Origin of the sequence: Aquabacterium sp. A7-Y, assembly GCF_026153205.1 — a bacterium.
Taxonomy (GTDB): domain Bacteria; phylum Pseudomonadota; class Gammaproteobacteria; order Burkholderiales; family Burkholderiaceae_C; genus Caldimonas.
This window is the reverse complement of the sequence record NZ_JAPFBW010000015.1, coordinates 1-19,022: the sequence shown is the minus strand read 5'-3', so window position 1 is coordinate 19,022 and position 19,022 is coordinate 1. Positions and strand designations below refer to the sequence as shown.

Genomic DNA, 19,022 nt, shown 5'->3' with positions numbered 1-19,022 from the left:
CCGGCCACCATCGCGGGCGTCCTACCCGACGGCTGAGCAAGCCAGGGGCCTGTGGTTCGCCAGCGGCCCACGGCCGCTCGGCGTCGGCCAGTATGCCAACCGCCTCCGGCCCCGGCAATGCGGGCAAATGCGAGAACAGCACCGTAACCCGGCCCCTGTTCCGGCCCTTGCCGGCGCGCCGCGCGGGCATCATCAGGCGCACCGTGCGAGCGTCCGCTCCGGCCACCGGCCGCCTGTTGGCTTGGCCCGCGCGGTGCCCGTGTTCCCGGCCAGCCGTCCCGCGACGGCCGGGTTCAACCGACCACGCACCAGAGCCCGCCGCCCGCGTCCGCCCCATGTCTGACTCCAACCTGTCCTACAGTGAGCCGACCGTCCCCATGCCCCTGGACGATCTGCCGCAGCTCGAGGCGGCGCCCGCGCCGGCCCCGGAGGCCGGCCTGCGCGAGAAGTCGCGCCACGCGGCATTTCGCTGGCCCACGCCGCCCTTTGGCGCCTACCCCGTCGCCACCGAGCAGCAACAGCCGCTGCGCTGCGAGATCGAAGGTCTGAACGGGCGTCAGATGAGCGGGCGCCTGATCTTTTTCGTCCCCGGCGAGGGGGTGGCCCATGTCCAGGTGCCACCGGCGCGCACGACCATGGCGCTGCGCTTCGCGCAGTTCAAGTCGCTGCGCATCCTCGAGGTGCTGCGCCCGCTGACGGTGGCCAGCAACGATCCGCATGCCAGCATGCTGGACGTGCGGCCCCGCATTCCCTACCTGGTGCGTCTGGACGGCGGCCAGGAACTGACCGGCGAGACGGTGGGCCACGCCGAGACCGACGACGGCCTGTTCCTGTTCCCGCCGGCCGACGAGGCCGGCGCGGTCTACCGCGTTTTCCTGCCCCGCCACGCCTACAGCAGCGTCGAGATCGGCCCGCGCATCGGCGAGCTGCTGGTGGCGCAGAACGCCGCGACACCGCGCCAGGTGGAGCAGGCAGCCGCCCAGCAGCAGGAGATGCGCGGCCGCAAGCTGGGCGACATCCTGATCACGCGCAAGATCGTCACGGCAGAGAAGCTGATGGCGGCGCTGGAGCAGCAGTCCCGCATGCCCATGGTGCGCATCGGCGAGGCGCTGCTGTCGCTGGGCCTGGTCACCCAGGCCGACCTCGACGGCGCGCTGGAACAACAGAAGACCGACCGCTCGCTGCCGCTGGGCGAGCTGCTGGTGCAGAACAACCTGGTGTCGCGCCAGGACCTGCAGACCGCGCTGGCCCACAAGATGGGCTACCCGCTGGTCGATGTGCTGCACTTCCCGGCCGACCCCGATGCCTTGCGCAAGGTGCCGGTGGCCGTCGCCTCACGGCTGGGCGCCCTGCCCCTGGTCGTGCGCGACGGCCGCCTGGTGGTGGCGCTGGAGGACCCCTCGCGCCGCTCGGCCCTGGAGGAGCTGGAATTCGTCAGCCAGCTCAAGATCGTGCCCGCGCTGGCCCAGTTCGGCGTGCTGGAAACCGCCATCCGGGTGGCCTACGAAAAGATAGGCAGCGACGCCTGGACGCTGCGCGGCGCGCCGCTGGTGCTGGACTTCGACGCGGCGGACACCGACAAGCTGGTCGAGACGCTGGAGAAGGAAGGCTCGCCCTCCCAGGCCCCAGCCGAAGAAGAGCACCAGATCGAGCAGTCGGACAACTCGCTGGTGCGGCTGATCAACAACATGATCGTGGAGGCGCACAACCAGGGGGTCTCGGACATCCACGTCGAGAGCTATCCCGGGCGCGAGAAGATCAAGATCCGCTTCCGCAAGGACGGCCTGCTGCAGTCCTATCTCGAGCTGCCGCACACCTACCGCAACGCGCTGATCTCGCGCATCAAGATCATGTGCGACCTCGACATCTCCGAGCGCCGCAAGCCGCAGGACGGCAAGATCAACTTCGCGCGTTTCGTGCCGGGTCAGAAGCTCGAGCTGCGCGTGGCGACGATCCCGACCAACAACGGCCTGGAAGACGTGGTGATGCGCATCCTGGCCTCGGCCAAGCCGCTGCCGCTGGACGACCTGGGCCTGAGCGAGCCCAACCTGCGCCAGCTGAAGGAGGCGATGCAGCGGCCCTACGGCCTGGTACTGTGCGTCGGGCCGACGGGCTCGGGCAAGACCACCACCTTGCACTCGGCGATGAGCTTCATCAACGTGCCCGAGCGCAAGATCTGGACCGCCGAGGACCCGGTGGAGATCACCCAGCCGGGGCTGCGCCAGGTGCAGGTGAACGCCAAGATCGACTGGACCTTTGCGAAGGCCTTGCGGGCTTTCCTGCGCGCCGACCCGGACGTGATCATGGTGGGCGAGATCCGCGACGAGGAGACTGCCAAGATCGCGGTGGAGGCCTCGCTGACCGGCCACCTGGTGCTCTCGACCCTGCACACCAACAGCGCACCGGAGACGGTGACGCGGTTGCTGGACATGGGCATGGACCCGTTCAACTTCGCCGATTCGCTGCTGGCGGTGCTGGCGCAGCGCCTGGTGCGCCGGCTTTGCAGCGCCTGCCGGCAAAGCCGCCCGGCCACCGAAGAGGAGATCGGGGAACTGCTGGGCGACTACCTGCATGCCTTCGGCCGGCCCGTCAGCGCCGGCTCCGAGCGCGACGAGGTGCTCGCCGGCTGGGTCGCGCGCCATGGCCGCAACGGCCAATTGATGCACCACGCCAGCAGCGGTTGCGACAAGTGCGGGCAGACCGGCTTCCGCGGCCGCGCCGGCCTGCACGAGCTGATGGTCGCCACGCGCGACCTGCGCCGTCTGGTCCAGACCGGCGCGCGCGCCGAGGAGCTGCAGCAGTGTGCGTTGCTCGAAGGCATGCGCACCTTGCGCCAGGACGGCATCGAGAAGGTCCTGCAGGGGGTGACCACACTGGCTGAAGTGCGAGCGATCAGCAACGCGTAGCGTTCGTACCACAGTCGGGTGCCGGAATTGCAACGCAGCGGCGCCCCCCTTCACCACGTCCGCGTGTCCGATTTTTCGGCACTTGCCTTGGAGCCCGCGCCAATGCAGGCGCCAGCAATCCAAGGGTTTCCCTCATTGATTTTTAGCGGGTTGTAAGGTTTCAGAACCGTACATCGGTTTGCACATCCTTGCACCCGCATGGGCCGGCTTCCCGCATTCTTCGTTCAACGGCTTGTCTGAGCCCGGCCGGCTGTCCGCCGCCCCGGGCGGGCCGCTGGTCCTGAAACGCTTTCGCCCGCACCGCCGCACGGTGTCGGGCAGGCGCCGGCAGCCGGTATTCCTGTCCCTGTCGTCGCGCGGCCATCGAGCATCGCGTCCGACAGCGACCCTGCCGAGGCCTCCGCCCTGCCCGCTTTTGGGGCCGGCGGAGGTATCTCGTCTTGTGCAACCCTTTGCGGAGGAAGCGATGTTCAAACGCGCAGCAGCGGCCCTGGCGGCCGCGCTTGCCGCCCTCACGGGCGCTCACGCCGGTCCCCTGGAAGTGATCCTGAAGGAGCCCGGCGCCCAAGTCGCGGGCTTCGACCCGGTCCCCTCGCTGAACGGCACCGATTACAGCTTCGGCGCCCTGCTCGGTCCGGCCGGCGCCGTCGTCACCTACACCTGGCTGGGCGCCGACACCGGGTTCAGCAATGTGTTCGAGGCCGCCGGCTCGACCCTGGGCCCCGCCGCGCCGGGCAGCGACGGCCCGGTCGGGCAGAGCCTGCAGGAAACGCTGGAGCGGTCCCGCCTGCTGTCCTTCGGCTTCGCCACCACGTCGCCGGAGGCTCAGCCCGAGGCTGTCAACGGCGTCCCCGGCGCCTCCTTCGCCCTCTTCGGCGACGGCGACACGCCCATCGTGACGCGACACGGGTCCTTCCAGTACGTGCTGGGCTTCAACGACGGGGGCCCCGACATCGACTACGACGACGCGGTCATCGGCGTCAGCGTGGTCCCGGAGCCGGGCAGCGCCGCGATGCTGCTCGCCGGCCTGGGCGCCGGCCTGTTCATCCTCAGGCGCCGGCCGTCCCTCTGAAAACGCGTCGGGACTCAGGCGGCGCAGCTTCTGAAGCCGCAAAAGGCCTCGTCGCGCTCCGGCAGCGCCCACATCCTCAGCCGCGGGTGCTTCAGCCGCCAGCGCGTGGCGACCGAGCCGCCGCGCAGGACGCGGTGGCTGCCGAAGCAGGACCGTGAGCGATCGCGGTCCGGGTGGGCGACGAACCCCGGGTAGGGCTGGAAGCGGTCCGCCACCCATTCCCACACCTCACCCCAGCGGAAGCCACGTCCCGCTGCGGTGCACGCGGCCAGTTCCCACTCGGCCTCGGACGGCAGGCGCCGCCCGGCCCAGCGGCACCAGGCCTGTGCCTCGTGCCAGCTGAGATGCATCACCGGCGTGTGTGCCGCCAGCTGCACCAGGCTCGCGCCGCGGCGCGCCATCACACCGTGGCGCACCTGCTCGACATGACGGGGTGCACGGCGCTCGCTGGCCTGGACCCAGGACCAGCCTTCAGGCGTCCACCAGGCCGGCTCGTCGTAGCCGCCGTCCTCGATGAACTCGATGTATTGGGCCCAGTCGACCGGCTGGGCGTCGATCTCGAACTCGGCCAAACGCTGCTCGTGCGCGGGCAGCTCGTTGTCGAAGGCAAACCCGCCCGCCTCGCTGCCGACACGCCAGCGCGTCGCCGGCATCCCGATCGCCGGGCGCGGAGCGGCCGGCCGCGGCCAGGGCAGGCCGGGCACGTCGACACCGACCGCCTGGGCCACGCAGGCCAGCTGCTCGGACAGCAGGTCCTCGTGGAACAGGGCCAGGCGGAAGAAATACAGGTCGTCGTCGCTTTCGCCGGCATGCTGCAGCAGTTCCAGCGTCGACTCCAGGGTTTCGACCAGGTAGCTGCGCGTGGCCAGCGAGGAGGGCAGCGGCTGGCTCCAGCGCTGCTCGCGCGGCACCGCGGCCGGGTCGTACCAGGCATCGGCATAGGGCTCGATCGATGCCAGCCGGGGCCGGCCGGCATCGGCCTTGATGCCGAGGTGGCGCTCCAGGTTGCGGCCTATCCAGTACTCCTGGTACCAGCCGGCATGGCCCAGGGTCCACAGCGGCGGGTCCAGGCCGGGCAGCGGCACCGCCGTCAAGGCGGCCCCGGCAGCCTGCTCCAGCGCGCCGAACCGATGCAGGCTGCAGTTGCGGCTGTCAATGAGCGCGAGCGACAGCAGGTCGCGCCCGCTGTTGCGCATCTCCGGTGTATCGATGTCCACCCCGCCTCCCGCCCTGTTCTTGCCAGCCCGCCCCGCGGCGTGCCACAGCAGCCGGCATTGTCGCACTGCGGCCGCGCTGCGGCCCCCTGCGCGGCGGGCCGCCAGCGCCTACACTGCGGCCTCATCGATGTCCCGTCCCGAGGCTTTTTGCGCATGACTGCCCCCGCTCCCGGCGCCGCCGCCGCGCCCCGACTCACCTCTCTCTCCCATGGCGGCGGTTGCGGCTGCAAGATCGCCCCCGGCGTGCTGTCGGAGATCCTGCGCCGCGCGGGCAGCCTGCCGGTCCCCGCGGCCCTGCTGGTCGGCATCGAGACCGCCGACGACGCGGCGGTCTACCGGCTCAACGATGAGCAGGCCCTGGTCGCGACCACCGATTTTTTCATGCCCATCGTCGACGACCCGCACGACTTCGGCCGCATCGCGGCCACCAACGCGATCTCGGACGTCTATGCCATGGGCGGGCGCCCGATCCTCGCGCTGGGCCTGGTGGGCATGCCGGTCAACGTGCTGCCGCTGGAGGTCATCGGCCGCATCCTGGAGGGCGGGCAGAGCATCTGCGCCGAGGCCGGCATCCCGATCGCCGGCGGCCACACCATCGACTCGGTGGAGCCTATCTACGGCCTGGTGGTGCTGGGCCTGGTGCATCCCTCGCGTATCAAGCGCAATGCCGACGCGCGTGCCGGCGACCTGCTGGTGCTCGGCAAGCCGCTGGGCGTCGGTGTGCTGTCAGCCGCGCTGAAGAAAGACAGGCTGGCCCCCGAGGGCTACCGCGAGATGCTCGCGAGCACCACCCGGCTCAACACGCCGGGGCCCGACCTCGCCGAACTGCCCGGGGTGCATGCGATGACCGACGTGACCGGCTTCGGCCTCGCAGGCCACGGGCTGGAGCTGGCGCGCGGGGCCGGCTGCCGCATCGAGGTCGAGTGGAGCCGGGTACCCCTGCTGCCCGGCGTGCGCGAGCTGGCGGAGCAAGGCCTGGTGACCGGCGCATCGGGACGCAACTGGACCAGCTACGGCGAGCAGGTGCAGCTGCCCGCCGAGTTCGGCGCGGCCGACCGCGCGCTGCTGACCGACCCGCAGACCAGCGGGGGGCTGCTGGTCTCCTGCGAGCCTGCCTCGCTCGACGCGGTGCTGGCGGTGTTCCGCCGCCACGGCTTCGACGCGGCCGCGGCGATCGGGCAGGTCAGCGCGGGCGAGACCGGGCTGACGGTGCGCTGAAGCCGGCCTCCTTGCCCGCTCCCCTCACTGGTTGATCGCCGGGCGCACCAGCGCCAGCTTGGTGCCGAAGCGCTGCAGGATGGAGCGTTCGATGCCCGCCGCGTCCAGGCCCTGCAGGGCCAGCAGCTTGGCCGGGTCGCCGTGCTCGATGAACTCGTCCCTGAGGCCCAGCATCAGCACCGGGGTGGTCAGGCCGGCGGCGTGCAGGGCCTCGGCGACCGCGCTGCCCGCGCCGCCCACCAAGCAGCCCTCCTCGACCGTCACGATGGCGTCGTGGCTGCGCGCCAGCGACTCCACCAGCTCGGTGTCGAGCGGCTTGACGAAACGCATGTTGGCCACCGTGGCGTCGATCCGGCCGGCCGCTTCCAACGCCGGGTAGAGCAAGGTGCCGAAGGCCAGGATGGCGATGCGCTGGCCCTGCCGGCGCAGCTCGCCCTTGCCGAAAGGCAGCGCGCTCATGGTCTTCTCGATCGCGACGCCGGCACCGCTGCCGCGGGGATAGCGCACCGCGGTCGGATGGTCCTGGCAATAGGCGGTGTAGAGCAGCTGGCGGCACTCGTTCTCGTCGGAGGGCGTCAGCACGCTCATGTTCGGGATGCAACGCAGGTAGGCGATGTCGAAGGCGCCCATGTGGGTCGCGCCGTCGGCACCGACGATGCCGGCGCGGTCGAGCGCGAACACCACCGGCAGGTTCTGGATCGCCACGTCATGGATCAGCTGGTCGTAGGCACGCTGCAGGAAGGTGGAGTAGATCGCCACCACCGGCTTCAGGCCCTCGCAGGCCATGCCGGCCGCGAAGGTCACGGCGTGCTGCTCGGCGATGCCCACATCGTAGTAGCGGCGCGGGAAGCGCTGCTCGAACTCGACCATGCCCGAGCCTTCGCGCATCGCCGGCGTGATGCCGACCAGGCGCTCGTCCTGCTCCGCGAGGTCGCACAGCCACTGGCCGAACACCTGAGTGAAGGTCGGCTTGCCGCCGGTCGACTTCTTCAGGCCCTCGGCGGGGTTGAACTTGCTGGGGCCGTGGTAGGCCACCGGATCGGCCTCGGCCAGCTTGTAGCCGTAGCCCTTCTTCGTCACGACGTGCAGGAACTGCGGACCCTTGAGCTTGCGCAGGTTCTCCAGGGTGGGGACCAGCGAATCGAGGTCGTGGCCGTCGATCGGGCCGACGTAGTTGAAGCCGAACTCCTCGAAGATCGTGGCCGGCACGACCATGCCCTTGGCATGCTCCTCGATGCGGCGCGCCAGCTCGAACAGCGGCGGGGCGTTTTTCAGCACCTGCTTCGCACCCTCGCGGGCGGCCGCATAGAAGCGCCCGGACATCAGGCGCGCCAGGTACTTGTTGAGCGCACCCACCGGCGGCGAGATCGACATGTCGTTGTCGTTCAGCACCACCAGCATGTCGGCGTTGCCCACGGGGTGCGGGTAGCCGGCGTTGTTGAGCGCTTCGAAGGCCATGCCGGCCGTCATCGCGCCGTCGCCGATGATGGCCACCGCCTTGCGCTCCTCGCCCTTGTGCAGGGCCGCCAGCGCCATGCCCAGTGCGGCCGAGATCGAAGTCGACGAATGCGCGGTGCCGAAGGTGTCGTACTCGCTCTCGTCGCGCCGCGGGAAGCCGCTCATGCCGCCGAGCTGGCGCAGGGTGGGCATGCGCTCGCGCCGGCTGGTCAGGATCTTGTGCGGATAGGTCTGGTGGCCCACGTCCCAGACCAGGCGGTCGTGGGGCGTGTCGAAGACGTAGTGCAAGGCGATGGTCAGCTCCACCGTGCCGAGGTTGGACGACAGGTGGCCGCCCGTCTGCGACACGCTGTGCAGCAGGAAGTCGCGCAACTCGTCGGCCAGCCGCTGCAGGTCCTGCCGGGGCAGGCGCCGCAGGTCGGCCGGCGAGTTGATCGTTTCGAGGAGGGAGTATTTCATCAGCTTTGCCGATCCACGACTTTGTCAGCCAGGACACGCAGCAGCTCGGCCTGCGCCAGCCCGCTGCGCGTGAGCGCATCCTGCGCCCGTTCACGCAGCTCGCCGGCGTAGCGGCGGGCGGCGTCCAAACCCAGTACCGACACATAGGTCGGCTTCTGGTTGTCGGCATCCTTGCCGGCGGTCTTGCCCAGGGTCTCGGACTCCTGGGTCACGTCGAGGATGTCATCGATCACCTGGAAGGCCAGGCCCAGGCTCCAGCCGTAGTCCGACAAAGCCTCCCAGGCCTGCGATGAGCTCTGGCCGCAGGCCGCGCCCATCTGCACGCTGGCGCGCAGCAGCGCGCCGGTCTTGCGCCGGTGCATGTCGCGCAGCTCAGCCTCGGAGAGCGAGCGACCGACGCTGGCGAGGTCGATGGCCTGGCCGCCGGCCATGCCTTCATGCCCGGCGGCGCGCGCCAGCAGCCCGCACAGGCGCGCCTGCAACGCGGGCGGCACCTGCTGTGGCTCGGGCGTCAGCACCTCGAAGGCGAGTGCCTGCATCGCATCGCCGACCAGCATCGCGCGGGCCTCGCCGTACTTGACGTGCACGGTCGGCTTGCCGCGCCGCAACACGTCGTTGTCCATGCAGGGCATGTCGTCGTGCACCAGCGAGTAGGCGTGGATCAGTTCGACCGCGCAGGCGGCCCGCAGCGCGGCATCGGCGTGGCCCTCGACCGATTGGGCCGCGGCCAGCACCAGCAGCGGCCGCAGCCGCTTGCCGCCGTCGAGCACGCCGTAGCGCATCGCCTCGCCCAGGCCGACCGGCGCATCGACCGGCACCCAGGCCATCAGGGCCGACTCGACCCGGGCGAGTTCGCCCTGTGCCCAGCGGTCGAAATCGGCGAAGTTCATGCTTGCATCCACGGTTTCAGTTGACCCTCTTCCAGCACCTTGACCTGCTGCTCCACCGTTTCCAGCCGCCCCCGGCAGTAGGCCAGCAGCTGCGCACCGCGCTGGTAACTCTGCAGCAGGCGGTCGAGCGGCAGCTGGCCGGACTCGAGTTCGGACACCAGGCGCTCGAGCTCGGCCAGGGCGTCTTCGTAGCTCGCCGGCTCGGCGCCAGGGGAAGGGGGTGCTGCGGTGTGGGCCATGTACTTGACGTGAAACCGGCAATTGTAGTCAGGGCTTTCGCCGCTCCAGGGACGCCGCGTCCCCGGTGCGAAACCGGATCTTGCGGAAGCATTTGATACAGCTCAGGGCAGGGTGTGCCCGGTCCCGTCTAAAATACCCGGTTCCCCGGACGAATCGCCTCGCCTCAGCTCGAACTGGAGGTTTTGGTCAAGCGCGCGCGGTGCCTTGGGGAGATGAGCCCACCGTGGGTGGTGGTTGGACATGGGTTTTTGGAGATCCTGGGGATCATGTCAGACCTAAGCATTGCCCTTGAGCAAAGCCACACGCAACTGCCGGTGACGGCATATTTCGACGGCGAACTGTACCGCCGCGAGATGGAGCTCATCTTCCATGACTCGCCCCGCTACCTGGGGCACGAGCTCGCCGTGCCCCAGGTAGGCGACTACTATGCGCTGCCCCAGGAAGGCGAAGGCCGGGCCCTGGTCCGCACCCCGCAGGGGGTGGAGCTGATCTCCAACGTCTGCCGTCACCGGCAGGCCGTGATGCTGCGCGGGCGGGGCAACACGCGAAGCCACATTGTCTGCCCGCTGCACCGGTGGACGTATGGGCTGAATGGACAGTTGCTGGGGGCCCCCCACTTCGCGAGCGACCCCTGCCTGAACCTCAACAACTACCCGGTCCAGACCTGGAACGGGCTCGTGTTCGAGGGGCGCGGCCGCGACGTCGCGGCCGACCTGAAGGGGCTGGGGCCGCTGGCGGCGCTCGATTTCGACGGCTATGTGCTGGACAAGGTCGAGCTGCACGGGTGCGACTACAACTGGAAGACCTTCATCGAGGTTTATTTGGAGGACTACCACGTCGGCCCCTTCCATCCCGGCCTGGGCAACTTCGTCACCTGCGACGACCTGCGCTGGGAGTTCGGCACTCAGCACTCGGTGCAGACCGTGGGGATCGCCAACGCGCTCGGCAAGCCCGGTTCGGACGTCTACCGCAAGTGGCACGACGCAGTGCTGCAGTTCGGCCAGGGCGTGCCGCCGCAGCATGGCGCGATCTGGCTGACCTACTACCCGACGGTGATGGTCGAGTGGTACCCCCACGTGCTGGTGGTCTCGACCTTGTACCCGCAGGGCCCGCAGAAGACGCTCAACGTGGTGGAGTTCTACTACCCTGAGGAAATCGCGGCCTTCGAGCGCGAGTTCGTCGAGGCCCAGCAGGCCGCCTACATGGAGACCTGCGTCGAGGACGACGAAATCGCATTGCGCATGGACGCCGGTCGCAAGGCACTGATGGAGCGCGGGGACAACGAGGTCGGCCCCTACCAGAGCCCGATGGAGGACGGCATGCAGCATTTCCACGAGTGGTACCGCGCAGCGATGGCCCGGCGCGGGCCGCGCTGAGGCCCGCCTCCGTTCCCCCGAAGCCCGGCCCCGGCCGGGCTTTTCTCTTTCCTGCGGGCGCGTCGACGCCGGCAGGCAGCCGCAGCGCGCCCCGCAGTGACCCGGGGTGGCAAGTGCGCGGTCCTCAAGCACAATGCCAGCGTGTTGTCCCCGCCGCCCCCCTTCCTGTTCTCGTGAACGCCGCGTCCACGTCCACGCAGCGCCGCTCCCTGAGCCGCACCTTGCCGATGGCGGTGCTGCTGTTTTCCATCGTCCCGCTGGTGATCGCGGGCTCCTTGTCGCTGGCCGAGAACGCCCAGCGCCTGCGCGTCGAGCAGGAACGCCGCACCCGCCAGACCGCGGTGCTGCTGGCCGGCCGGGTGCGCCAGCTGATGCTCTCGGTCGAGCGCATGGGCGGCATGCTGGCCGGCACGCCAGGCACCCTGGACCTGATCAGCGGCGCCAACCCGCACGGCGGAACGCTCTACCTGGAACTGCGCAGCCTGGTGCGCAGCCACCCGGAACTCGACGGCGCCCACGTACTGGACAGCCGGGGCCGCCCACTGCTCTCCTATCCGGGCGGGCCACGCATGCGTGTGCCTTCCGTGCCGAGCATCGGCGGCGCGCCCCTCTGGCGCCCCCGCAGTCCCGACCAGGGGGCCGACATGCTGCTGCCACTGCCGGTGCCCTCCGCCGGTGCGGCCCCGGCCGGCTGGATCGCCCTCGGCGTCTCGCCCGCCGCGCTGGCCGACAGCATCGCGCTGCCCGAGGGCGACCCGAGCGAGGTTCAGGCGGTCCTCAGCGTGGCCGGCAGCGGGACGGCCGTCGCGACGCTCGCGCACCCTGCGATCGATGAGGACGACGCCCTGGTCAGCGAGGCGCCGGTGCACGCCTTGTGGCAGGTGCGCGCGGCGCAGTCGCTGGCGACCTACCGAGCCCTGGTGCGCGAGGACCTGCTGCGTTTCGGCGCAGTAGCGCTGGTAGTCTCCTGCCTGAGCGCCTGGGTGGCCTGGCGTTATGCCCGCGCGCTGGCGCGCGACGTGCGGGGGGTGGCGCGCTCGGCGCGCGCCATTCTGAAGGGCCACTACCTGAACGCCCATGTCGAGCTGCAGCGCGACGACGAGCTGGGCCTGCTGTCGCAGTCCTTCAACCACATGAGCTGGGAACTGGAAAAACGCGAGCGCGAGCGCGACGTGTTCGGGCGGCTGGTCTCGCCCGAGGTGCGCGACCAACTGCTGCAGGGCGAGCTGATCCTGGGCGGCTACGAGGTCGAGGTCACGGTGCTGCTGAGCGACATCCGCGGCTTCACCCAGCTCTGCGAGGAGATGAAGCCGCGCGACATCGTGCTGACCCTCAACGAGTACTTCACCCGCATGACCGAAGCGGTGCAGCGCTACGGCGGCTATGTCAACAACTTCATGGGCGACGCGATGGTGGTGGTGTTCGGCGCGCCCAAGCCCGACGAACACCGGGTGGTGCGGGCCCTCTACGCGGCGGTGGCGATGCAGCGCGCCCTGGACGATTTCAACCGCGAACGCGCCACCTATGACGCGCCCACGCTGGTGATGGGGATCGGCCTGGCCAGCGGCACGGCGCTTGCGGGGCAGATCGGCTCCCCGGAGCGCTGCATCTATACCGTCATCGGCGACACGGTCAATGTCGCTGCCCGCCTGGAAAGCCTGAGCAAGGAACACCCCGACATGGCCGCCTTCGCCAATCCTGCCACCCGCGAGCTTTTACCTGCGGATCTGCAGGCCCTGCTGACACCGATGGGTGAACGTTACCTGAAGGGCCGCGACCGCTCGGTGGACGTGTACGCGCTGCCGCGCGAGGCCGAGCTGCCGCCGCCGCCAGCCCACCTGATGCGCGCCGAGGAGGAGGTGCTGTGAGCCGCGCACCGCTTCAGATGGTGGCCGCCGCCTTCCTGTTCGCGACCATGGGCTTGTGCGTCAAGTCCGCGTCGAGCTACTACCACACGGCCGAAATTGTCTTCTACCGGGGCCTCGTGGGCGCACTGATGCTCGCGGCGATCACCTGGCACCGCGGCGGCAGCCTGCGCACCGCCGTGCCGGCGATGCACTTCTGGCGCAGCCTGTCGGGGGTGGCGGCGCTGTGCATGTGGTTCTACGCGCTGGGCAAGCTGCCGCTGGCGACCGCGATGACACTCAACTACATGTCCTCGGTCTGGATGGCGCTGTTCCTGCTGGGCGGCGCCATCCTGCTCGGCGGCTCCCGGCTCGACGGCCGCCTGATCGCGGCGGTGCTGTGCGGCTTCGCTGGCGTGGCGCTGATCCTGCGCCCGACCCTCGAGCAGGAACAACTCTGGCACGGCCTGGTGGGCCTGCTGTCCGGCATGCTGAGCGCGACCGCCTACCTGCAGGTGACGGCACTGGGCCGCGCCGGCGAGCCCGAATACCGCGTCGTGTTCTACTTCTCGCTCGGCGGCGTGACGGCCGGTGCGCTGGCCATGCTGGTCACCGGCACCAGCCCTCACAGCCTGGTGGGATTCGGCTGGCTGATCGCCGTCGGCGTGTCGGCGACGCTCGCTCAACTGCTGATGACCCGCGCCTACGCCACCGGCAAGCCGCTGGTCAACGCGAGCCTGCAATACCTGGGCATCGTGTTCGCCTTTCTTTACGGCGTGCTGCTGTTCGACGACCCGGTCACCTGGATGGCCGTCGCCGGCATGCTGCTGATCGTGCTCGCCGGCCTCGCGGCCACCTTCCTGCGCGCCCGCGCGGCACCCGCCACCACCACTTCCACCACCACCGAGACATGAGCCTCACCACCCTGATCGACGCAGAGCGCCTGCGCGACCTCCTGGCCGGCCCCACCGCGCCGCTGCTGCTCGACGTCAGCTTCGACCTCGCGGACCCTGCCGCCGGCGAGGCGGCCTACCGCGCAGCTCACCTGCCGGGCGCGCTCTATGCGCACCTGGAACGCGAGCTCTCGGCTCCCAAGGCGGGTCCCGGCGAGCCCTCGCGCGGCCGCCACCCGCTGCCCTCGCGCGAGGCCTTCGCCGCGACGGCGGGGCGCTGGGGCCTCACTCCCGGCCGCCAGGTGGTGGTCTACGACCGCCAGGGCGGCATGTTCAGCGTGCGGGCCTGGTGGATGCTGAAGTGGCTGGGACACGAGGAGGTTGCGGTGCTCGACGGCGGGCTGGCCGCCTGGCAGGCTGCCGGCGGCGAGCTGTCCACCGACGTGCCGGCGGCGCAGGACCGGCCGCCCTACCCGCTCGGCGCGCCGCTCGTCTCCAGCGTGACGGCCGATCAGCTGCAGGCGCGCCTCGGCGAGCCCACGCTGGCCCTCTTCGATGCGCGGGCGCCCGAACGCTACCGGGGCGACGTCGAGCCGCTCGACCCGGTGGCGGGCCACATCCCGGGCGCAGTCAACCGCTTTTTCAAGGACAACCTCGGACCCGACGGTCGCTTCAAGCCCGCCACGCAGCTGCGCGCCGACTTCGAGGCGCTGCTGGGCGGGCGCGACGCGGCGCAGACGGTGCACCAATGCGGCTCGGGCGTCACGGCCTGCCACAACCTGTTGGCGATGGAAGTGGCCGGGCTGGGTCGCGCGACCCTCTATCCAGGCTCGTGGAGCGAGTGGTGCGCCGATCCGGCGCGCCCGGTGGCACGCGGCTGAACCCTGGCAAAAGCTGAAGGCCGGCCCGCCCTGCCCCTTCCGCGGCAGGGGATGCACCGCTTGCCTCGCCGGCCTGACTTCGGTCAACATGCCGGCACACCCTGCGTGCCACGATGCAGGCATCCCCACCGGACGGAGGTCTTCATGTACAAGCGCATCCTGCTCCCCACCGACGGATCCGACATCACCCAGCGTGCCATCACCACCGCGATCTCCCTGGCCCGGCTCACCGGCGGCGAGATCTTCACCATCAGCGTCAAGGACCCCTACCCCTACAGCGCGATCTCGGAGATGCAGCCCACCCTGCCGCAGGAATTCCTCGACGCGCAGGAGCGCGTGGCACTGCGCAACATCGAGGCCGTGCGTGAAGCCTGCCTGGCCGCCGGTGTGCCGTGCACCGCGCACACCGTCGAGTCGGTCAGTGTCTGGGAGGCGGTGGTGGACCATGCCAAGCAGCAGAACTGCGACCTGATCGTCATGGCCTCCCACGGGCGCCGCGGCGTGCAGGCCCTGCTGCTCGGCAGCGAAACCAACCGGGTGCTGACCCACAGCACCATCCCGGTGCTGGTGGTGCGCTAGCGCCGCTGCCTTCCGGGCGCGGCCCGATTCAGTGGCCGTGGAAACGGCCGACGATCAGCGTGATGAAGGTCAGGCCCAGGCCGAGCCAGAGCAGCTGGGACAGCGTTTCCTTGAGCGACAGGCGGCGCTGCAGCTGCGGGATCAGGTCGGCCACGGCGACATAGATGAAACTCGACGAGGCCACCACCAGCAGGTAGGGAAACAAGGTTTCCCAGGGCCCGACCACGAAGTAGCCCAGCACGCCGCCCGCCACCGCCGCCAGCCCCGACAGCGCATTGAACAGCAGCGCGCGCGAGCGCGAGAAACCGGCGTTGAGCAGCACGATGTAGTCGCCCACCTCCTGCGGGATCTCGTGCGCGATCACCGCCATCGCAGTGACCACGCCCAGCTCGGGCTCGGCCAGGAAGGCCGCGGCAATGATGATGCCGTCGCAGAAGTTGTGGATGCTGTCACCCACCAGCACACTCCAGCCGCCCCGGCCGGCCTGCGCGTGGTCGAAGCCGTGGTGGTGGTGGTCGCCATCACCCTCGTGGTGGTGGCCGTGGCGGTACAGCTCGGCCTTCTCCAGCAGGAAAAAGAACAGCAGCCCGCCCAGCAGGGTCAGGAACAGCTCATGCGCGTCGGCCGAACTCTCGAAGGCTTCCGGCAGCACGTGGATCAGCGCGGTGCCCAGCAACACGCCGGCCGACAGGCTCACCAGGTGGCGCACCACCTTGCTCAGCACGGTGAGGGTCAGGCTGGCGGCAATCAGTACCGACAGCACACCGCCGATCAGCGTGGCAAGGACGATGTAGGTCAGGGTCATTCACAAACTCAACAAAAAGCCGCGCGATGGCGCGGCTCCTCTTCGGCAAGGTCTCCGTCGGCTCACGCCACCCCGTGCTTGCGGAACCATTGCAGGCAGCGTTTCCAGCCGTCCTCGGCCGCTTCCTTGCGGTAGCTGGGCCGGTAGTCGGCATGGAAGGCGTGCGGTGCATCGGGGTAGACGACAAACTCCGACTGCTTGGCGGCGGGGCTGCCCGCCGCCAGCGCGGCCTTCATCTTATCAACCGTGTCAAGCGGAATGCCGCCATCCTGGCCGCCGTAGAGTCCCAGCACCGGCGCCTTGAGCTGCCCGGCCAGTTCCACCGGGTGGCGCGGCGTCAGTTCGCTGCTGTTGCCCACCAGGCGGCCGTACCAGGCCACACCCGCCTTGACCGGCCCGTGGGCCGCATACAGCCAGGTGATGCGGCCGCCCCAGCAGAAGCCGGTGAGGCCCAGCCGCGACGTGTCGCCGCCGTGGGCTGCGGCCCAGGCCACCGTCGCGTCGAGGTCCTGCATCACCTGGGCATCCGGCACCTTGCTGATCACCTCGGCGATCAGCTTGGCGGTCTCGGTGTAGCCCTTGGCGTCCCCCTGGCGCACGAACAGCTCGGGGGCGATCGCCAGGTAGCCCAGCTTGGCGAAACGCCGTGCCACGTCGGCGATGTGCTCGTGCACGCCGAAGATCTCCGGGATCACCAGCACCACCGGCAGCTTGCTCTTGCCGGCCGGCTGGGCACGGTAGGCCGGCATCCTGAAGTCCTTCACCGGGATGCTGATCTCGCCGGCGGTGAGGCCTTCGCTGTCGGTCTTCACGGTCTCGGCACCGACCGGCATCACCGCGGCGGCAAAGCCGCTGCCGACCGCGGACGCGACGAAATGGCGGCGCGTGAAGTCGCGCGCGGGCAGGAGGCTGTCCAGATCTTCCTTGGGCATCGACGTCTTTCGTTGACGCGGTCTCGCGGGCCGGCAGGCCGCGCACAGGCAGCAGGCCCGACCGCAACGGCCCGCCGCGGAACTCCAAAGCCGGGGAGCGTACACGACTCCCTGGAATCCTGCTCACACCGCCCCTGGCCGCCGCACGCGCCCCTCCTCCGGCGCTGTCACCAGGACCGCTCTCAAATGAGGAGACAATGCGCGCCATGAGCCTGGAAAAGACCGCGACGGCGCCGCTGGCGTCCACCGACACGTCCAATGCTGCAGGCCTGCTGGCCGGCATCGACATGGGGTCGAACAGCTTCCGCCTGGAGATCGGGCAGATCGTCCGGGGACGCTACAAGCGCATCGACTACCTGAAGGAGACCGTGCGCCTGGGCGGTGGCCTGGACGCCGACGGCATGCTCACCGAGGAGGCCAGCCTGCGCGGACTGGTCTGCCTGGCGCGCTTCGCCGAGCGCCTGCAGGGCTTCGGGCCGCAGCAGGTGCGCGCCGTGGCGACCCAGACGTTGCGCGAGGCGAAAAACCGCGACGCCTTTCTCGCGCGGGCGCAGGCGGTGCTGGGCCATCCGATCGAAGTGATCTCGGGTCGCGAGGAGGCGCGCCTCATCTACGCCGGCGTCGCCCGCCTGATGCCGCCGTCGGCGGGACGCCGCCTGGTGATCGACATCGGTGGCCGCTCCACCGAGATGATCCTCGGCGAGGGGCGCGCGCCGCTGGTGGCCGAGTCCTTCCAGATCGGCAGCGTCGGTCTGTCGATGCGCTACTTCCCCGCGGGCCGCTACACCTCGGAGGGCTTCCGTGCCGCTCAAGTGGCGGCCGGCGCGGAACTGGAGGAAGCGCTGGAGATCTTCGCCCCCGGCCAGTGGAGCGAGGCGCTGGGCTCCTCTGGAACAGTCGGTGCGGTGTCACAGCTGCTGCTCGCCAGCGGCATCACGGACGGCACCATCACGCCGGACGGACTGCGCTGGTGCATCGAGCAGTGCCTGCGTGCCGGTGAGGTCGAACGCCTGGTGCTGCCTGGTTTGAAGGACGAACGCCGGCCAGTGCTCGGCGGCGGCCTCTCCATCCTCTACACGCTGGCGATCCACTTCGGCATCGACGCCCTGCGGCCGGCCCGCGGCGCGCTGCGACAGGGCGTCATCTTCGACCTCGACGAGCGCCGCTCGGCCGCCCGCGACAGCCGCCATGTCCACGACGTGCGTGACGAGTCGGTGCAGCAGCTGCAGGAGCGCTTCGGCGTCGACCTGGAGCAGGCCGGCCGGGTCGCCCAAGTGGCCGAAACGCTCTACCGCAGCATCGAGCCGCCCGGCGACGGCGAAGCGCTCCGCCAGCTGCGCTGGGCAGCAGCGCTGCACGAACTCGGCATGATGGTCTCCCACCACGACCACCATCGCCACAGCGCCTACCTGCTGGCCCATGTCGACGCGCCCGGCTTCTCCCAGTCGGAGCAGCGCCGGCTGGCCAACCTGGTGCTGGGACAGCGCGGCGGACTGCGCAAACTGGAAGAGCCGCTGCAGGACGAGGGTTTCGCCTGGCAGGCGCTCTGCCTGCGCCTGGCCGCGCTGCTCTGCCATGCGCGCCGTTTGCCCTCCCTCGGCGAGATCAGCTTGCGCCGCACCGGCCGCAGCGCCGAGCTCAGCACGTCGCGCGGCTGGGAGCAGGCGCATCCGCGCGCCATTTTCCTGCTGAAGGAGGAAGCCCAGGCCTGGGAGCGCAGCGGCGTGCTGAGGCTGGTCCTGCACGCGCTGGACTGAAGGCCGGCGCCCCGGCCTCGGCTCAGAGGAAGTCCGCCGCCTGCACCACCTGCAGGACCACCTGCCGGCTGCCGTCGCGCTCGCGCGAGCGCAGCCACCAGACGGCGGCCTTCTTGATGGTCCAGGGCTGCTCCAGGTCGGCCAGCAGTCGGGCCGCCACCTGTCCCAGTGTCGGCTGGTGGCCCACCACCAGCACCGGTTCGTTGCTGCGCGGCCAGCGGGCCGCCTCCAGCACGGCGTCGACGCGAGCGTCCGGCGCCAGCGCGGCCACGGTCTTGAAGCTGCGTCCGAGCGCCCGCGCGGTCTGCTGCGTGCGCGAGGCCGGACTGACCAGAATGCGGGTCGACTCCGCCAGGTGGCGGTTCAGCCACTCCGCCATGCGCGCGGCCTGGCGCTCGCCCTTGGGGGTCAGGGCCCGTTCGAGGTCGGCCTCGCGGCTGTGCCGTTCGGGGCTCAGCACCTGCGCTTCGGCATGGCGCCAGAGGATGAGGTCCA

General features: G+C 70.1%; 16 protein-coding genes. 9 read left to right on the top strand and 7 right to left on the bottom strand.

The window, feature by feature from the left end:
- Window positions 1–335 precede the first annotated feature (335 nt).
- A complete protein-coding gene (locus OOT46_RS15015) occupies window positions 336–2,906 on the top strand; it encodes an ATPase, T2SS/T4P/T4SS family (protein ID WP_416136199.1) in 2,571 nt (856 codons plus the stop codon).
- 466 nt (window positions 2,907–3,372) lie between these two features.
- The gene (locus tag OOT46_RS15010) at window positions 3,373–3,978 is read left to right on the top strand and encodes a PEP-CTERM sorting domain-containing protein (RefSeq protein WP_265404425.1); all 606 of its coding nucleotides are present in this window, start codon (window positions 3,373–3,375) and stop codon (window positions 3,976–3,978) included.
- Window positions 3,979–3,992: 14 nt separating this feature from the next.
- Here the strand turns inward: OOT46_RS15010 and senA are convergent, their stop codons facing one another.
- Window positions 3,993–5,195 (bottom strand): selenoneine synthase SenA, encoded by a 1,203-nt coding sequence (senA, locus tag OOT46_RS15005; protein WP_322114259.1) that lies wholly within the window; start codon window positions 5,193–5,195, stop codon window positions 3,993–3,995.
- A gap of 153 nt (window positions 5,196–5,348) precedes the next feature.
- Here senA and selD point away from each other — a divergent pair, with 153 nt between their 5' ends.
- Complete coding sequence (gene selD / locus OOT46_RS15000) at window positions 5,349–6,413, top strand: selenide, water dikinase SelD (RefSeq protein ID WP_265404424.1); 1,065 nt, start codon at window positions 5,349–5,351, stop codon at window positions 6,411–6,413.
- A 24-nt stretch (window positions 6,414–6,437) separates the two neighbouring features.
- On the opposite strand, the gene dxs is transcribed toward selD, so the two are convergent.
- Genes dxs through xseB form a run of 3 tightly spaced genes read right to left on the bottom strand, consistent with a single transcriptional unit; the run spans window position 6,438 to window position 9,459 of the window.
- Window positions 6,438–8,330 carry a 1-deoxy-D-xylulose-5-phosphate synthase gene (gene dxs, locus OOT46_RS14995; protein WP_265404423.1) on the bottom strand — a complete coding sequence of 631 codons (1,893 nt, stop codon included), beginning with the start codon at window positions 8,328–8,330 and terminating at the stop codon, window positions 6,438–6,440.
- Window positions 8,330–9,220 carry a polyprenyl synthetase family protein gene (locus tag OOT46_RS14990; protein ID WP_265404422.1) on the bottom strand — a complete coding sequence of 297 codons (891 nt, stop codon included), beginning with the start codon at window positions 9,218–9,220 and terminating at the stop codon, window positions 8,330–8,332. The genes dxs and OOT46_RS14990 overlap by 1 nt, the downstream gene beginning before the upstream one ends.
- A complete protein-coding gene (gene xseB / locus OOT46_RS14985; protein ID WP_265404421.1) occupies window positions 9,217–9,459 on the bottom strand; it encodes an exodeoxyribonuclease VII small subunit in 243 nt (80 codons plus the stop codon). Before xseB ends, OOT46_RS14990 begins: the two co-directional genes overlap by 4 nt.
- 267 nt (window positions 9,460–9,726) lie before the next feature.
- Here xseB and OOT46_RS14980 point away from each other — a divergent pair, with 267 nt between their 5' ends.
- The 5 genes from OOT46_RS14980 (at window position 9,727) to OOT46_RS14960 (ending at window position 15,033) form a co-directional block, all read left to right on the top strand.
- Window positions 9,727–10,836, top strand: coding sequence for an aromatic ring-hydroxylating oxygenase subunit alpha (locus tag OOT46_RS14980; protein WP_265404420.1), 1,110 nt, complete (start codon window positions 9,727–9,729; stop codon window positions 10,834–10,836).
- Window positions 10,837–11,009: 173 nt separating this feature from the next.
- Window positions 11,010–12,704, top strand: coding sequence for an adenylate/guanylate cyclase domain-containing protein (locus tag OOT46_RS14975; protein WP_265404419.1), 1,695 nt, complete (start codon window positions 11,010–11,012; stop codon window positions 12,702–12,704).
- Window positions 12,705–12,721: 17 nt separating this feature from the next.
- A complete protein-coding gene (locus OOT46_RS14970) occupies window positions 12,722–13,594 on the top strand; it encodes a DMT family transporter (protein WP_265404564.1) in 873 nt (290 codons plus the stop codon).
- Window positions 13,591–14,454, top strand: coding sequence for a sulfurtransferase (locus OOT46_RS14965; protein ID WP_265404418.1), 864 nt, complete (start codon window positions 13,591–13,593; stop codon window positions 14,452–14,454). Before OOT46_RS14970 ends, OOT46_RS14965 begins: the two co-directional genes overlap by 4 nt.
- Before the next feature lie 144 nt (window positions 14,455–14,598).
- On the top strand, window positions 14,599–15,033 hold the full coding sequence (locus OOT46_RS14960; RefSeq protein ID WP_265404417.1) for a universal stress protein: 435 nt from the start codon (window positions 14,599–14,601) through the stop codon (window positions 15,031–15,033).
- A 28-nt stretch (window positions 15,034–15,061) separates the two neighbouring features.
- Here the strand turns inward: OOT46_RS14960 and OOT46_RS14955 are convergent, their stop codons facing one another.
- Both OOT46_RS14955 and OOT46_RS14950 read right to left on the bottom strand, forming a co-directional pair.
- On the bottom strand, window positions 15,062–15,838 hold the full coding sequence (locus tag OOT46_RS14955) for a ZIP family metal transporter (RefSeq protein ID WP_265404416.1): 777 nt from the start codon (window positions 15,836–15,838) through the stop codon (window positions 15,062–15,064).
- A 62-nt stretch (window positions 15,839–15,900) separates the two neighbouring features.
- Entirely contained in the window at window positions 15,901–16,770 is an 870-nt protein-coding gene (locus OOT46_RS14950) for a dienelactone hydrolase family protein (protein WP_265404415.1), read from the bottom strand.
- A gap of 206 nt (window positions 16,771–16,976) precedes the next feature.
- Between OOT46_RS14950 and OOT46_RS14945 the strand changes: the two genes are divergently transcribed.
- Window positions 16,977–18,527 (top strand): Ppx/GppA phosphatase family protein, encoded by a 1,551-nt coding sequence (locus tag OOT46_RS14945; RefSeq protein ID WP_265404414.1) that lies wholly within the window; start codon window positions 16,977–16,979, stop codon window positions 18,525–18,527.
- Between the two features lie 22 nt (window positions 18,528–18,549).
- Here the strand turns inward: OOT46_RS14945 and OOT46_RS14940 are convergent.
- Window positions 18,550–19,022, bottom strand: a 473-nt coding sequence (locus OOT46_RS14940) for a SixA phosphatase family protein (RefSeq protein WP_265404413.1), incomplete at its 5' end; no start/stop codon positions are given.

Bases quoted from the DNA above. Each gene is read 5' to 3' on its own strand.
- OOT46_RS15015 (WP_416136199.1), top strand. From the start codon at position 336: ATGTCTGACTCCAACCTGTCCTACAGTGAGCCGACCGTCCCCATGCCC.
- OOT46_RS15010 (WP_265404425.1), top strand. From the start codon at position 3,373: ATGTTCAAACGCGCAGCAGCGGCCCTGGCGGCCGCGCTTGCCGCCCTC.
- selD (WP_265404424.1), top strand. From the start codon at position 5,349: ATGACTGCCCCCGCTCCCGGCGCCGCCGCCGCGCCCCGACTCACCTCT.
- dxs (WP_265404423.1), bottom strand. From the start codon at position 8,330: ATGAAATACTCCCTCCTCGAAACGATCAACTCGCCGGCCGACCTGCGG.
- OOT46_RS14990 (WP_265404422.1), bottom strand. From the start codon at position 9,220: ATGAACTTCGCCGATTTCGACCGCTGGGCACAGGGCGAACTCGCCCGG.
- xseB (WP_265404421.1), bottom strand. From the start codon at position 9,459: ATGGCCCACACCGCAGCACCCCCTTCCCCTGGCGCCGAGCCGGCGAGC.
- OOT46_RS14980 (WP_265404420.1), top strand. From the start codon at position 9,727: ATGTCAGACCTAAGCATTGCCCTTGAGCAAAGCCACACGCAACTGCCG.
- OOT46_RS14970 (WP_265404564.1), top strand. From the start codon at position 12,722: ATGGTGGCCGCCGCCTTCCTGTTCGCGACCATGGGCTTGTGCGTCAAG.
- OOT46_RS14965 (WP_265404418.1), top strand. From the start codon at position 13,591: ATGAGCCTCACCACCCTGATCGACGCAGAGCGCCTGCGCGACCTCCTG.
- OOT46_RS14960 (WP_265404417.1), top strand. From the start codon at position 14,599: ATGTACAAGCGCATCCTGCTCCCCACCGACGGATCCGACATCACCCAG.
- OOT46_RS14955 (WP_265404416.1), bottom strand. From the start codon at position 15,838: ATGACCCTGACCTACATCGTCCTTGCCACGCTGATCGGCGGTGTGCTG.
- OOT46_RS14950 (WP_265404415.1), bottom strand. From the start codon at position 16,770: ATGCCCAAGGAAGATCTGGACAGCCTCCTGCCCGCGCGCGACTTCACG.
- OOT46_RS14945 (WP_265404414.1), top strand. From the start codon at position 16,977: ATGAGCCTGGAAAAGACCGCGACGGCGCCGCTGGCGTCCACCGACACG.